Source organism: Mycobacterium sp., assembly GCF_052145595.1.
GTDB lineage: Bacteria > Actinomycetota > Actinomycetes > Mycobacteriales > Mycobacteriaceae > Mycobacterium.
In genome coordinates, this window is record NZ_JBKQOI010000133.1 from 67,377 (window position 1) to 80,780 (window position 13,404).

A 13,404-nucleotide genomic window follows, 5' to 3' on the forward strand; every position below is an offset into this window, starting at 1 on the left:
GGCTGTGGCCAGGTGGCCCGTTCGTTAACATCTTTGAAAATGTTGAGTGCCAGACGAAATAGTCCGGAGTATTGCCGTGAGAGGACGCCTGGATGCTAAAGGGGCGTCCGACACTCAAGCGTTCCCGCCCCCTGTTACGCGTTAGCTGGCTCAGCGTCGTTGGCGTTGTTGCCATCGTCTTTGCCGTAACAGCGATCGTCATCAAGAACAGTCCTGGCGCCGGGTCCAACCAAATCCTGAACGTCTCCTACGACCCGACACGCGAGTTATATGCGGCGATCGACAAGGCGTTCATCCCGCAATACCGCGCTCACACCGGAATCGGCTTGGACATCAAAGAGTCTCACGGCGGTTCGGGGCGCCAGGTAAGCAGTGTTCTCGACGGCAGCCAGAAAGCCAGCGTGGTGTCGCTGGCGCTGATCAGCGATATCCAGACCTTGAGCAAGCGGGGGCTCATCGCCCCCAACTGGCAGCAGCGTCTACCGAACAATTCGGTGCCTTACACGTCGACCATTGTCTTTGTCGTCCGGAAGGGCAATCCCAAAGCCATCCACGACTGGCCCGATCTGATCAATCGTGACGTCGCCGTGGTGACACCCAATCCGCGCACCTCCGGCAACGGCCAATTGAGCGTCCTTGCCGCGTGGGGCTCGGTCACGACGCGCGGCGGCAGCCAGGCCCAAGCGGCCGGCTACGTTAGGACGTTGTTGCAGCACGTGGCGGTCTCCGACGCCGGTGCCCGCGGCGCGGCCACCAGTTTCGCTCTGGCGAAGATCGGCGACGTCCAGCTCACCTGGGAGAACGAGGCGCTGCGCGAGGTCGCGGCCAATAAGGACGAACTTCAGCTCGTCTATCCACCGGCGAGCATCCTCGCCGAGCCGGCGGTGGCCTGGGTCGACGCAAACCTCACCGAACCCAAGACGGCGACCTACGCCAAGGCCTACCTGAACTACTTGTTCACCGATGCCGCACAGGAATTGGTAGCGCAATATGGATATCGGCCGTTCAAGCCGGAAATCCTTGCAAAATATGCCGACCGGCTGCCCCCTCTCGCGCTGTTCCCGGTGACGGCGATCGCGAGGGACTGGAGCGACGCGCGCGAGCAGTTCTTCGGCGCCAACGGAATCCTCGACATCATCTCCGCGCCGCCGGCCGCGGCGTAGGGAACCTGGCGAAAGTCTGATCACAACGTGGGCCTTGCTCTGAACTACGACCTGGCGAAAGGGCGGCATGATCTCATCGCCGGCCTCACCGTCGCCGCCATCTCCTTCCCACAGGCGATGGCTTACGCCCTGATCGCCGGCGTGGATCCCAGGTTCGGTTTCTATTCCGCAATCGTGGTGACCGCGGTCGCCTCGATATTCGGTTCGTCGTCGCATCTGATCAACGGGCCGACGAGCGCCATATCGTTGCTTGTGTTCACCAGCCTGGCGTTCATCGATTCGGAGAACACTGGTGAACTCTTCGAGGCGCTGTTCCTGCTCGGTGTGCTGGTGGGTGCGATCCAGATCCTGATCAGCTTGCTCAAGCTCGGCAACCTGACCCGCTACATCTCCGAATCGGTCATCGCCGGATTCATGGCGGCCGCAGCGTTTCTGCTCGCCGTGGGACAGTTGGGCAACGCGCTGGGCGTGCGCGACAAGGGCAACGGTCACATGCAGGTCTTGCATCGCGTATGGCTGACCTTGTCCCACGGCGATCCGATCAACTTCCGCGCCCTGGCGCTCAGTGCGGCGACGGTGCTGTTGGCGGTCGCTTTGCGTAAACTCGTGCAGCGCTACCGATGGCCGCAGATCGACATGCTTGCCGTGCTGATCATCACCGCCCTGATCGCCTATTCCGCTGGATGGTCGATCCCCGGCGCCGGCGGTCACACCGCGGTGTCGGTGGCGGCGAACATCCCGCGGAGCCTGCCCGGTCCGCATATCCCCGACGCTCACATCGGTTGGCTGCCCCACCTATCGGAGGGCGCGCTGGCCATCGCCTTCGTCGGCATTATCGAAGCTTTGTCGATCGCCAAAGCGATTGCCTACCAGACCCAACAGAAGATCGACTACAACCGGCAAATCATGGCCGAGGGCCTGGCCAACCTCACCGGCGGCTTCTTCCAGAGCTTGCCCGGCTCGGGCTCACTGTCCAGATCGGCGATCAATTTTCAGTCCGGTGCCGCAACACGATTCTCGGGGATCGTCTCGGCCGCAACGGTTGCCGGGGCGCTGCTCCTGTTCGCGCCCTTACTGCGCTATGTTCCGCAGCCGGCACTGGCCGGACTGCTGCTCGTCACTGCCGCACGCCTCGTCGATTTCAAGCGTTTGATCTACACCCTCAAAGCGTCGCGGTATGACGCAGGTTTGGTGATCGTCACCGCATTCACCGGGGTGGCAATCGATCTCGACAAATCGGTTCTGCTCGGCGTGATCCTGTCGATCCTGCTGTTCGTGCCACGCGCGGCGAAGCTGAAAGCCAAAGAACTTGTCGTCGCGCCCGAACGAGTGGTCCGCGAACGTGTTCCCGGCGACGTACCGGACCCGTCGATCGTCATCTACGACCTGGAGGGTGAGCTGTTTTTCGGCGCCGCACCAGAATTGGACCGCTACCTCTTGGAACTCAGACAGCGGATCGAGGCCGACGAGATCAAGTTCGTGGTCTTGCGGCTCAAACGCGTGCGCCACCCGGACGTCGTCTGCATCGAGCGCATCGAGCACTTCCTCCGCGAAGAAACCGCACGCGGGGTGACCGTGCTGCTGGCCGGGGTGCGCCCCGACACGCTTGCCGTCGCGCAGAACGTCGGGTTCCAAAACTGGTTCCCCGCCGACCATATCTTTCCGGAAGAAGACGAGGAATACTCGGCGACGCTCAAAGCGGTGCGCTACGCGCGAAACGAGCTGGCTGCCCGTGAATTCGATGTTTCGCTGACCAAATCAGCCGACGATCACCCGGGCTTCTACTACCTCGTTTGACGTTTGCGCCTAGCTCGGGGGGCTTCCGGCTTTAATCGCCGCGATGACGCCCCCGTCGACAAGCAGGTCGGTGCCGGTGATGAAAGACGCTTCGGGGCCGAGCAGGAACGCGGTGGCCGAGGCGATGTCTTGAGGAGTTCCGAGGCGGCCCGTCGCGGACATGGCGACCATCGCTCGCATGCCATCGCCGACAGGCGAGGCGAGTTCCTGCTGACCCATCGGAGTGGAGATGATGCCCGGGCTGATCGAATTGATCCGCGCACCCCGCCGGCCCCAGTGCGCGCTGGCAGCACGGACTCGAATGTGGTTGGCCTGCTTTGCAATTGGATAGGCAAAGTTCGGGTCCGTGATACCGCTGATGAAGTCCAGCTGCAACAATTCGCCGGGCGGGTTGTGAGCCAGCGCTTTTTCTTGTTCGCTGCTCAGCGGGGGGAACATGTGCCCGGCCATGCTGGCGATCACGACCCCCGCGCCGCCCGGCGCGATGACCTCGCCGAATTCCTCCAGCACGAGCGCGGTACCCAGAAGATCGACGGCCAGGATCGCTTCGGCGGAGGCCTGCGCCGGGGACAGGCCCGCGGTGTGCGCCACCTGGGTGACGGGGCCGAGTGAGGCCGCGTGTTCGGCCAGCGTGCGCACCGATTCCGGCGACGAGACGTCTACCCTGCGGCCATCTACCCGATGGCCATCTGCCGTCAGCGCTTCGGCCACCGATGCCAGCGTGGCCTCGTTGTTGTCGGCCAACAGCACCGTCTTGCCGGCACCAAGGCGGTGAGCAATCGCCTGGCCCATACCGCCCACACCGAGGACGATCAACACTTCGCGAGCCACTGGGCGCTCCACTTCCGAGACGGTTCTGGTCAACTCGCGATGTTATACAAGCCATCCCGACGGCTACGTCGGGACGGCGGTACCGTCTTCCTCATGATGCGGGCGACCGCTGTGACGGATCGCCCGCCCGACAAACGGTGCCTTGACCGTGGCGGCCAGGTAGCGGCGGTTGATGATCAGCCAGACGATGGCCACCGTGGCGTAGACACCGCAGAGCAGCAGCCGCCCGTGTGTCGAGTTGAGCGGAAACTGCACGAGGAATAACGCCAGCAGCGCCCAGGCCGCGGCCCGGCGGAAACGCAGCCCCAGAATCAGCGCAACCCCCATCAGGGTTTGGGTAGCCGTGAGCAGCACTTCCTCGATCTGGCGTGAGTCGAGCGCCAGGGACGGCGCGCCACCGCCGAGCACGTGGGCCACCGGCAACGATCCGATCAGCAGCGTCCACTGGTTGACCTTGGAGGAGATCAGTGTGGCCATCGCCGCCGCGCCCTTGCCGCGGCTGGCGAAGATGGTCGCGATGATGAACTCGGGGGCTTCGGAGGCCAGTGGGGCCAGCCACTGGACCAGCAAGAACCGATCGATGCCCAGCTCGGTACCCGCGGTGACCAGATTGTCGGCGAACGGTTTGGCGCACAACAGGATCACCGAGCCGGACGTCGCGAAGAGACCGACGACGGCGATGCGCCGACTGCGATCGGGCAGCTCGCCGAGGGCGGCGGCGGTGCCGATGAGGTCTGGCTCCTCCACGTCGCCGTGGCTGACCTTATAGAGGTAGAAACCGAACCACGCCAGCAGCGTCAACCCGAGCGCCAGGTGGATTTGACCGGTCGCCGGTATGACGAATGCGACCAGGCCGGCAATCAGCAGAAACCCAAGTTCGACGCGATTGGCGGGCTGCAACACCAAGGCGGAGGGTTTGTTGGCGCCTGCCTTTCGCGCCACGATAATGCTGACCAACACCACGACAGGCCAGCCCAAGCCCATCAGCAGCCGATTCGATCCGGTCATGTTGGCGGCGGCGTATTGGGTGTAATCCGGATTGCGGCCAGACACGTACGCGAAGTAGAGGTCAACGGCGTATTCGGGCAGGACCGCGACCAACGCGAGCACCGCGATCGCCAGCCCGCCGGAGACATCGATCTGCGCGGCTTCGGCGGCCCACGCCAACAGGAAGCTGGCCGCGACCACCGCGGCCCCAAAGATCAGCAGGGCCGCCACCGGGTCCGGGTGCAGGCCGACACTGCGGACCACCACCGCCGGGGCGATGAATATCCCGGTGATCAGCGCCGAGCGGGTCAAGGTGCGTCGTCGGGCGCGTGATGCCGTCGAGACTGCGGCAGCGGGTCTGTCTATGCCGAGCATCTCGTCCTTCAACTCATCGAGGGGTGCCGATCATTGGCGCCGGTTCGGCTCGTGGGCCGGGGTGAACTGGTTAACCAAGGCTACCCTTCCGTCTCACCTTCCAGCAACGTGGTGGATCGGCAATGTAAAGGAATCCTCGAGCTTGTTTTTGCTGGCACGAAGAGCGATCTCATAAGTTTGGGTTGGCTGATCTGAAACTTTGGCAAACCTTTCATTGCGTTGTGGTGGCGTTTTGGGCTGGCGTAACGGCGGCTTGGGCAGCGGGCAAGGCGGGCCGCGCGCTTGGTTGACGCACCGGGGGCGCGGATCCAGAGATAACTCGATTGGTTTCGGCGGAGTGTCATCCACTACGACGCGCTACTGGAGTCCAAGGTTCCGCTCGGCACTGATGTCCGCGCCGCGCGCCCGGCTAGCCGTCGGGACCCATCGCCACGGCGGCGGCTTGGGTGAACAGTTCGACGATCTGATTGCGGGTCAGCGAAGCCATCATCTGCGCGGCGGCGCGCAGGTCTTCGCCCACCATCCAGGTCGGGCCATTAGTCAGGTTGTCGAACGCCTCCGCGATGACATCCTCCACGGCGGCGGCGCCCGGCGGCACGTCGTCGATCGAACCTATCTGGCCGCGGCTGTGTTCGAGTTGTCGCAACGCCGGCGTGTTGGTCTTGCCCAAGATGAGGCCCAGGACGTCGACACCTTTGTCATGCAGCTCGGCCCATAACGCTTCGGCGAAGACCATGTCGAACGCCTTGGAGGCACCATAGGCCACCATGTTGGGTCCGCCTCCCAATCCGGCGCCGGACCCGAAGATCACGATTCCGCCGCTGCCGCGCTCGACCATGGCGGGAGCGAAATGGTGGCACAGCTGCATCGGCACCATGCAGTTGCGGGCCACCATCGCTTCGGCCGCCTCGATCGGACTGGCAAGGAACGGCTTGAAGTTCGGGTCGGCACCCGCGCAGTACACGACGAAACCGATCTCGAGATCGCTGGTGGCCGCCGCGATCGCCGACGCCGCGCCCGGATCCGTGAGATCGACGGCGAGCGTGCGGGTTTGGGCGGACGTCCCGGATTCGATTTCGGCCGCAACCTGATCCAGCACCGCCTGCCGGCGGGCCAGCAGCACGACGTTGACACCGCGCTCAGCGAGTTCCGTGGCGAACGCGGCGCCCAGACCGTCGGAAGCGCCGGCCACCAGCGCCCAGGGTCCGTACTTGGTTGCGAATGTCACAGACATGCCCCTGCTCCGCTCACGGCTCGCCGACCGTAATCAGGCGCACCTGGGTGTACCGGCGGCGCGCGATGCGCCACCCGTCGTCGGTACGGACGATCTCGTCGTCGTAGAAACCGATGGCGTTGACGCCGGATTTGTTGTCGTCCATCATGATCAGTCCGTCGATGTAGGTTCGGGCCGTGGCATTGTCGCCGTCGACGGTGATGGCCTGATTGCTCAGCCGGTGCATGGTGTGCCCCGCCATCGCGTGAACCTGCTCCATGAAGTCCGTCACGGCGTCGGCCCCCTGCCATGCGCCGATCTCGCCATAGTCGAGTTCGCAGTCGTCGGTGAACACCGTTCGGAATAAGGGCCAGTCGCGTCGGTCGATGCCGGTGGCGTAGCGGACCAACAGATCGGAGATGTCCTGGCGGTCATCTCGCTCACTCATGCGACTTCTCCGTTCGGATGAACCACGATGCGCGGTGGGCCGTCGGACCTGCGGGCAAGGTCGAGGGCGTCGGGGACTTCGTCGAGGCTGATGATCTTGCCGACGCTGGGTAGCGGGTCGAGCCGTCCCGACGCGATGGCATCGAGCGTTCCATACCAGTCCTGTGGGTGCGGTCCCCCGCCGAATTGGATTGTGACGCCTTGGCGGGTGGCGGTGGTGATGTTCAGCGTGTCCCCGGTGTACCAGCCGCCCGCGCAGTAGATCCGGGTGGCCATCTCGGCCGATTCGACTACGTTCTGGATCAGCCCGGCGGCACCGACGCACTCGAATACCACGGCCGGGCCGGGCAATCCACGTTCGGCGCGCACTTCCCTGAACGTGTCGAACGGCGCCTTCTCGGCGGGATCGACCACGACATGCGCGCCGAAGCGATCACGGGCCAGCTCGCGGCGGTCGGACTTGTAGTCGGCCACGATTATCGGTTCGATACCGCGGCCGGCCAACGCGGCGACGGCCGAGAGACCGATTGCCCCCGCGCCGATGACGATGGCAATCTCGCCCGGTTGCATCCGCGCCGACCGCACGTAGAACTCGCCGACGGCGAACGCATCGGTCAGCGCGACGGCGTCACTGGAGACGCCACCCGAGACCGGTTTGGCCGCGACCTCCGAAACCACCAGCAGCTCACCGAAACTCCCCTGGGCTTCCGGGTGCTGACCGATGATCCGCATGCCGCCGGCACCGCCGTCGACGAGGCGCAGCGGCATCGCCGTCACCCGCGAGCCGACCGCGAACTGATCGCTGCAGCCGGGTCCGTGCCCGACCACCTCGCCGACGAACTCATGGCCCAGCACGATGTCGCGGTCCGCGTCATACAGCGAGCGACCGGTCGGATCGTCGACGGCCAGTTCCGGGTGGTCCATGAAGTGCACGTCCGACGCACATATCGCGGTGCTCAGGGTGCGCAGCAGCAGTTCACCCGGTCCGGGCGCGGGATCCGGAGTCTCGCGGACCTGTAGCCGGCCGTCCCTCAACACAACAGCGCGCAATGCGTCAGCCCCATTTATTTTCTCGAATAATCGATATAAAATCTCGAATGATCGGCTCAACTGTATGAACCCCGCCGCAAAGGAGTCAAGCTATTCGCGGATCGACGTCAGCACCGACTTCCCGGGTGCTCGACGTTGTCGAGCTTCTGGCACGGTCCACGCATGCGCGGCTGCGATTCTCCGACATCGTGCGCGAGCTGGACCTCACTCAAGCGACGGCGCACGCGATCCTGAAGACACTGTGTGACCGCGGATGGGCCAGCCGCGATCCCGTCGAGAAGACTTTCTCCCTCGGCCCCGCGCTGTCCCTGGTGGCCGCGCGGAACGACACCGCCCGCCCAGTCGCGCATGCCGCTCGTTCCGCGGCGCTGCGACTCTCCCGCGAGTTCGGCTATGCCGGCTCCGTGGTCGAGCGATTCGGTGATTCGTTGGTGGTCACCGCCTTCGAGGGCGACCCGGTCACCCAGCCGGCGGGAATACCGGGTGATCGCATCCCCTACGCTCCGCCGTTCGGTGTCGCACTTGCCGCCTGGGACACCGAGGAGGAGCAACGGGCGTGGATCCGCCGCGGTGCGGGCAACAACGCCAATCGCATTCAACGTCTCGAACGTGTTTTGGAGCGCACGCGCGAGCGTGGTTTCGACGTCGACTGGACGACGCCCGCGCTCGCACAGGCCGTCCAGGCGGTCGGCACGCTGGATAGCGACGAGATGCCGACTCCCGTGCGGCACATCCTGGACCAGTTACTCGTCGAGTTCACCACCATCGGCTTTCTCTCCGACGACAACCCCGGTCGCCGCAAACAGCCCGTGGTCACCATCGCCGCACCGGTTTTCGACCATCGGCACCAAGTCGCCCTGATGGTGGCCGTGCATCCGCTGTGCCCGCTCAGCTCGCGGAGAATTCGGGTCATTGGAAAAAGGCTCACCGACGAAACGGCGGCGATATCAAACGCGCAGCAGCAAGCGGTGGGTCGCGCCGTCTAGCCGCGCACCGGCGGTGGATCACGACCTGCGGTAGGAACTTCGATCGAGCACTGGTAAGAGGTTGCTCCTGGACGGCAGGTCGCTGTGGCGCTTGGGTGGGAGGTGTCGACGGAAGGACAAAAGTCATGGCGGCTAACTACGTTGTGGACGATCTTGCCGGCTTCGTCGTCGGCGCTGTGCCGGCGGACCTGAGCGGGCGCCCCCGGGCGTTGCTGAAACGCAACGTGCTGGACAGCGTTGCCTGCGCCGTAGGCTCCCTGGACGGTGAGCTCATTGCGACGATTCGCGAACACACCGACCAGTTCAGCGGGGTCCGCACGGCAACCCTCGTCGGAGGCGGGCGCGCATCGGTGGATCAGGCCGCGTTTTTCAACGCGGTCCTGGTGCGCTATCCCGATCTTCTCGACACCTATCTGACGGTGGGAGGACTGTGCCATCCCGCAGACAACTTCGGTGCGATCCTGGCCGTAGCCGAGCACGTCAACGCCGGCGGAGCGGATTTCCTGTTGGCCCTTGCGGTCGCCTACGAGATCCAATGCCGGTTCAGCGCGCAGGTTCCCGTCATGGCGCGCGGGCTCAATCATGCTCTGCAACTGGCGATGTCGGTCGCAGCGGGGTCGGCGAAGCTACTTGGGCTGGATGCCGAGCGCATCGCTAACGCCATCGCGGCGGCCGCGGCTGACAATGTGTCCCTCGCGGCCGTGCACGCTGAACCGGTTTCGAATTGGAAGGGCATTTCGCCGGCCATCACCGGCATGCGTGCGGTGTACGCGACGATGTTGGCCGGCCGCGGCGTCACCGGGCCCAAGTCATTGTTCGAGGGTCCGCACGGCTTGGTGCAGCTCTTCGATCAGCCAATTGATTTCCACACCGCCGACCGAGGACTCGCCTGCGTCGAGCAGACCTACCTGAAGCAGTACTGCTCACTTATCCACGGGCAGGTCATCATTGACGCGGTCCTGGCGATTCGTGGCGACAACAACCTAAGGGGCGACGACGTCGCGCACGTGAACCTCGAGGTCTTTCAGGGGGCGTATGACTTCGCCGGCGGGGGAGCTTACGGCGACAAGGAACATCCGCTGACCAAGGAGCAGGCCGACTACAACCTCAAATACCTGACTGCGGTTGCATTACTTGACGGTGGGGTGGGTCCCGAACAGCTTGAGACCGAACGGGTTCTACGCAGCGATGTCCAGGACTTGTTGGCGCGGGTCGACGTCAAGCCCGCGGCCGACCTGACCGCGGACTATCCCCGACGCACGGCGGCCCGCGTGCACCTGGTTACCCGCGACGGGCGGGAATTCTGCCGCGAGCAGTCCGATTACGAGGGATCACCCACCCGGCCGATGTCCTGGGAACGCGTCGTCAACAAGTTCCATTGGCTCGCTGAACCCTTCTGCGACGGAGCGCTGCGCGATGACATCGTCGCCGCGGTCGACCACCTGGACGAGATCCACGTCACCGAGCTCGCGGGCCTGCTTGGCGCGGTGAGTTCCACCGCCCAACGTCCGCGCAGCAAGGCGCGCTTTTGACATCAGACCGCTTTCGATCGCGGTGTGCGCGTCCTCTTGCGTAATTCGCAGCCCGCACTGAATGATCGGCACGTCCCAGTGTCAAAGGAGCGCAGGCGGCCATGCACAAAGATCGCGGCATCAACCGGTGGGAGTTGGTCACCTGCGCATTCGCGGGACACGTGACTTATGCGCCCGACGAGGAGGCACTCGCTGACCGGCTCAGCGGCACCACCGGGTTGGGTGAAGTGTGGCGTTGCCTGCGCTGCGGCGAATTCATCGTAGGCGAGCCGCATCGGCGTGGCTCCGCCGAGGACGCGCCGATGATCATGCGCGGCAAGGCTTTACGCCAGGCCTTCATCATCCGCATTCTCGCGGTCGAGCGCTTGCTCCGAGCGGGGGTGATCGGACTCGCGGCTTATGCGGTGTGGAAGTTTCGGGGCGCGCGCGGCGCAATCCAAGCCACCCTCGACCGCGACCTGCCGATCTTTCGCGCCGCCGGATTCAAGGTCGATCAGATGACGGCGGTCCACGAGCTCGAAAAGGCGCTGGCAGCCAGACCATCGACGTTGGCCCTGCTGACCTTGATGCTGGCGGCCTACGCGCTGCTGGAGGTCGTCGAAGGCGTCGGCTTGTGGTTGCTGAAGCGCTGGGGCGAGTATTTCGCGGTGGTGGCCACCTCGGTCTTCCTGCCGTTGGAGATCCATGACCTGACCAAGGGCATCACGATGACCCGGTTGGTCACCTTCACGATCAATATGGCCGCCGTGGTCTATTTGCTGATCTCGAAGCGGCTGTTCGGTTTGCGGGGTGGCCGCAAGGCCTACGACGAGGAGCGACGGGGTGAGCAGCTTCTCGATGTCGAGCGAGCCGCCACAACGACCTGACCCTGTAGCACGAAAGCGGATGGATCGTCGGCATGATCGATAACGCGCGCATTGTCGCTTGCCCGGCATCCAGTGGCTGCACCTGCGGCTCCGCCAGGCTGACTCCCGGGACTGCACACACGGCGACGTTTAAGTGTCGCGTTGATCGTCAGGCTTGGGGTGGATGAAAACGCCCTCGGCTTCAACGGTGACGCCGTCCTCGTCGGCGAGGTGGCCGACGGCGAACGTCTTGACCCCTTCGGTGCGCTCGACATGAGCCTGCGCGCGCAACGGCCGTCCGAGTTGTGTGCGGCGCCGGTAACGCAAGGTAAGAGTGCCCGTATAGGCGGGCCTGCCGGGCCGATGGGCCGTGGCACCCAGCACATGGTCGAGGATCAGGGCGCACACACCCCCATGGACGTGCTCCGGCGGACCTTCGTACGCCGCGCCGAGAACGAATTCGGACCACACCAGCCCGTCGGGTTCGTGATGCATGACCAGGGGTGGTGCCACCGGGTTGCGCAATCCGATTACGACGTTGCCCCATGCGATGGTCTCGCCGTCGGGCGTCAACTGCACGCCGAAGGACCCCGGGTGCAGCGTGTCGCTCAGTTCGTCTGCGATACCGTCGATTTTGGATTTCGCCGCCGCGACCACAGCCGGATCGGCTTCGGTGCGGATGCTGACATCGATGAGTCGGCGGATCGATTCGGCCAGCGGCCCGTACACCGATCCGAGCCGGCGGTGGTCGATGCAGAGCTCTTGGTCGGACATGTAGGCAACCTAACAGTGCGTCGATGGCGCGCAGACCGGCACGTCGGATAAGCCCCCGGGGCCCGACCGTTGGCGGATACTGCGGCACAAGGAACGGAGATTTGATGGGCACCTATGCGATCAGCGGATCGGCCTCCGGGATGGGCCGCGAGACCGCGCGCCGGCTTCGGGGTGACGGGCACACCGTGATCGGTGTCGACGTCAAAGACGCCGACATCATCGCGGACCTGTCGACGACGCACGGACGCGAAGAGGCCGCCGACGGCGTCCTGGCGGCCTCGGGTGGCAAGCTCGACGGTGCGGTGCTGGCCGCCGGCCTGGGGCCGAGCCCGGGTCGGGATCGGCCCCGCCAGATCGCTCAGGTCAACTATCTCGGGGTCGTTGACCTGCTCGTCGCGTTGCGACCGGCATTGGCCGCGGCCGAGCGTGCCAAAGTCGTCGTCGTTTCGAGCAACTCTTCGACGACGGTGCCCGCGGTGCCGGGACGAACCGTGCGCGCGTTGCTCGCGCATGACGCCGACAAGGCGGTGCGGTCGGTGCGGCTGCTGGGCCCAGCCGCCCCGACGATGATGTATGCGGCATCGAAAATCGCCGTCAGCCGTTGGGTGCGGCGGCATGCGGTGCTGCCGGAGTGGGCGGGTTCCGGTGTGCGCTTGAATGCCCTCGCGCCTGGCGCCGTCATGACGCCGCTACTGCAAGAACAGCTGTCTGACCCGAGACAGGCCAAGGCGGTCCGGTCGTTCCCGATTCCGGTCGGTGGCTTCGGCGACGCTGCGCATATGGCCGACTGGATGTGTTTCATGCTGTCGGATTCGGCCGACTTCCTTTGCGGCAGTGTAGTGTTCGTCGATGGCGGCACCGATGCGTACTTCCGGGCCGACGACTGGCCGAAGGCGGTCCCGGCGCACCGGCTGGTCGGTTATCTGCGCCGGTTCAGAGCATAGTGCCGTGACCGCGGGATGTGACGAGGCGGACATAGCGACTCGATTGTGCCCGACGTCACAGCATCGATTTTCGTGACGTTTACCGCGTCGCTGTACCCGCGCAAAACAACCGCGGTGCAATTCATTGAGTCGGCTCACCGGCCGAACGGACAAGGGATTGAAACTGTGGAAACACTTTCGGACTGGATCAGCCAGGGCCCTGCCAACCTCGACGTAGTTACCCCGATCAAGGCGCGCGCGTGCGATGCGTTGCAGGCCGTGCTGAAAAGCAAGCCGCGCCGAGTGGTCTCTGACCCGCGGCTCATGCCCAGGGGTGCCGAGCGCTGCTGATGGCGCTGCGCGGCAGCCAGGCGGCAATCATCACCTGCCGCCGCGCGAAACACTGCGAAAGCGCGCCGATTGCGCGGGCGCACAAAGGAACTGGGTCGTCGCGGCGGCTTTCAGACGCCGAGGCGCTGGC

Annotated in this window: 13 protein-coding genes; 7 read left to right on the plus strand and 6 right to left on the minus strand. The window is 64.8% G+C overall.

Annotated features, from left to right (window positions below):
- The first annotated feature begins 92 nt into the window (after positions 1-92).
- Positions 93-1,163, plus strand: a complete 1,071-nt coding sequence (locus ACLP4W_RS12010) for a sulfate ABC transporter substrate-binding protein (RefSeq protein WP_442386343.1) — start codon at positions 93-95, stop codon at positions 1,161-1,163.
- Positions 1,164-1,190: 27 nt separating this feature from the next.
- On the plus strand, positions 1,191-2,960 hold the full coding sequence (locus tag ACLP4W_RS12015; RefSeq protein ID WP_442386344.1) for a SulP family inorganic anion transporter: 1,770 nt from the start codon (positions 1,191-1,193) through the stop codon (positions 2,958-2,960).
- A 9-nt stretch (positions 2,961-2,969) separates the two neighbouring features.
- On the opposite strand, the gene ACLP4W_RS12020 is transcribed toward ACLP4W_RS12015, so the two are convergent.
- From ACLP4W_RS12020 to ACLP4W_RS12040, 5 genes are all read right to left on the minus strand, one after another.
- The gene (locus tag ACLP4W_RS12020; RefSeq protein WP_442386376.1) at positions 2,970-3,791 is read right to left on the minus strand and encodes an SDR family oxidoreductase; all 822 of its coding nucleotides are present in this window, start codon (positions 3,789-3,791) and stop codon (positions 2,970-2,972) included.
- Positions 3,792-3,854: 63 nt separating this feature from the next.
- Complete coding sequence (locus ACLP4W_RS12025) at positions 3,855-5,153, minus strand: sodium:proton exchanger (protein WP_442386345.1); 1,299 nt, start codon at positions 5,151-5,153, stop codon at positions 3,855-3,857.
- Between the two features lie 409 nt (positions 5,154-5,562).
- Complete coding sequence (locus ACLP4W_RS12030; RefSeq protein ID WP_442386346.1) at positions 5,563-6,381, minus strand: SDR family NAD(P)-dependent oxidoreductase; 819 nt, start codon at positions 6,379-6,381, stop codon at positions 5,563-5,565.
- A 19-nt stretch (positions 6,382-6,400) separates the two neighbouring features.
- The gene (locus tag ACLP4W_RS12035; protein WP_442386347.1) at positions 6,401-6,814 is read right to left on the minus strand and encodes a nuclear transport factor 2 family protein; all 414 of its coding nucleotides are present in this window, start codon (positions 6,812-6,814) and stop codon (positions 6,401-6,403) included.
- Positions 6,811-7,863: a zinc-binding dehydrogenase gene (locus tag ACLP4W_RS12040; RefSeq protein WP_442386348.1), complete on the minus strand. Its 1,053-nt coding sequence runs from the start codon at positions 7,861-7,863 to the stop codon at positions 6,811-6,813. The genes ACLP4W_RS12035 and ACLP4W_RS12040 overlap by 4 nt, the downstream gene beginning before the upstream one ends.
- 125 nt (positions 7,864-7,988) lie before the next feature.
- On the opposite strand from ACLP4W_RS12040, the gene ACLP4W_RS12045 reads away from it, so the two are divergent.
- The 3 genes from ACLP4W_RS12045 (at position 7,989) to ACLP4W_RS12055 (ending at position 11,247) form a co-directional block, all read left to right on the plus strand.
- Positions 7,989-8,849, plus strand: coding sequence for a helix-turn-helix domain-containing protein (locus ACLP4W_RS12045; protein ID WP_442386349.1), 861 nt, complete (start codon positions 7,989-7,991; stop codon positions 8,847-8,849).
- 143 nt (positions 8,850-8,992) lie between these two features.
- A complete protein-coding gene (locus ACLP4W_RS12050; RefSeq protein ID WP_442386377.1) occupies positions 8,993-10,381 on the plus strand; it encodes an MmgE/PrpD family protein in 1,389 nt (462 codons plus the stop codon).
- A 101-nt stretch (positions 10,382-10,482) separates the two neighbouring features.
- The gene (locus tag ACLP4W_RS12055) at positions 10,483-11,247 is read left to right on the plus strand and encodes a DUF2127 domain-containing protein (RefSeq protein WP_442386350.1); all 765 of its coding nucleotides are present in this window, start codon (positions 10,483-10,485) and stop codon (positions 11,245-11,247) included.
- A gap of 129 nt (positions 11,248-11,376) precedes the next feature.
- Here ACLP4W_RS12055 and ACLP4W_RS12060 read toward each other — a convergent pair whose 3' ends face one another.
- Complete coding sequence (locus tag ACLP4W_RS12060) at positions 11,377-12,000, minus strand: PaaI family thioesterase (protein ID WP_442386351.1); 624 nt, start codon at positions 11,998-12,000, stop codon at positions 11,377-11,379.
- Between the two features lie 104 nt (positions 12,001-12,104).
- Between ACLP4W_RS12060 and ACLP4W_RS12065 the strand changes: the two genes are divergently transcribed.
- Positions 12,105-12,944, plus strand: coding sequence for an SDR family oxidoreductase (locus tag ACLP4W_RS12065; RefSeq protein WP_442386352.1), 840 nt, complete (start codon positions 12,105-12,107; stop codon positions 12,942-12,944).
- Positions 12,945-13,109: 165 nt separating this feature from the next.
- Positions 13,110-13,274: a hypothetical protein gene (locus ACLP4W_RS12070; protein ID WP_442386353.1), complete on the plus strand. Its 165-nt coding sequence runs from the start codon at positions 13,110-13,112 to the stop codon at positions 13,272-13,274.
- Positions 13,275-13,404: the final 130 nt, after the last annotated feature.

Bases quoted from the DNA above. Each gene is read 5' to 3' on its own strand.
- ACLP4W_RS12065 (WP_442386352.1), top strand. From the start codon at position 12,105: ATGGGCACCTATGCGATCAGCGGATCGGCCTCCGGGATGGGCCGCGAG.
- ACLP4W_RS12035 (WP_442386347.1), bottom strand. From the start codon at position 6,814: ATGAGTGAGCGAGATGACCGCCAGGACATCTCCGATCTGTTGGTCCGC.
- ACLP4W_RS12010 (WP_442386343.1), top strand. From the start codon at position 93: ATGCTAAAGGGGCGTCCGACACTCAAGCGTTCCCGCCCCCTGTTACGC.
- ACLP4W_RS12055 (WP_442386350.1), top strand. From the start codon at position 10,483: ATGCACAAAGATCGCGGCATCAACCGGTGGGAGTTGGTCACCTGCGCA.
- ACLP4W_RS12025 (WP_442386345.1), bottom strand. From the start codon at position 5,153: ATGCTCGGCATAGACAGACCCGCTGCCGCAGTCTCGACGGCATCACGC.
- ACLP4W_RS12060 (WP_442386351.1), bottom strand. From the start codon at position 12,000: ATGTCCGACCAAGAGCTCTGCATCGACCACCGCCGGCTCGGATCGGTG.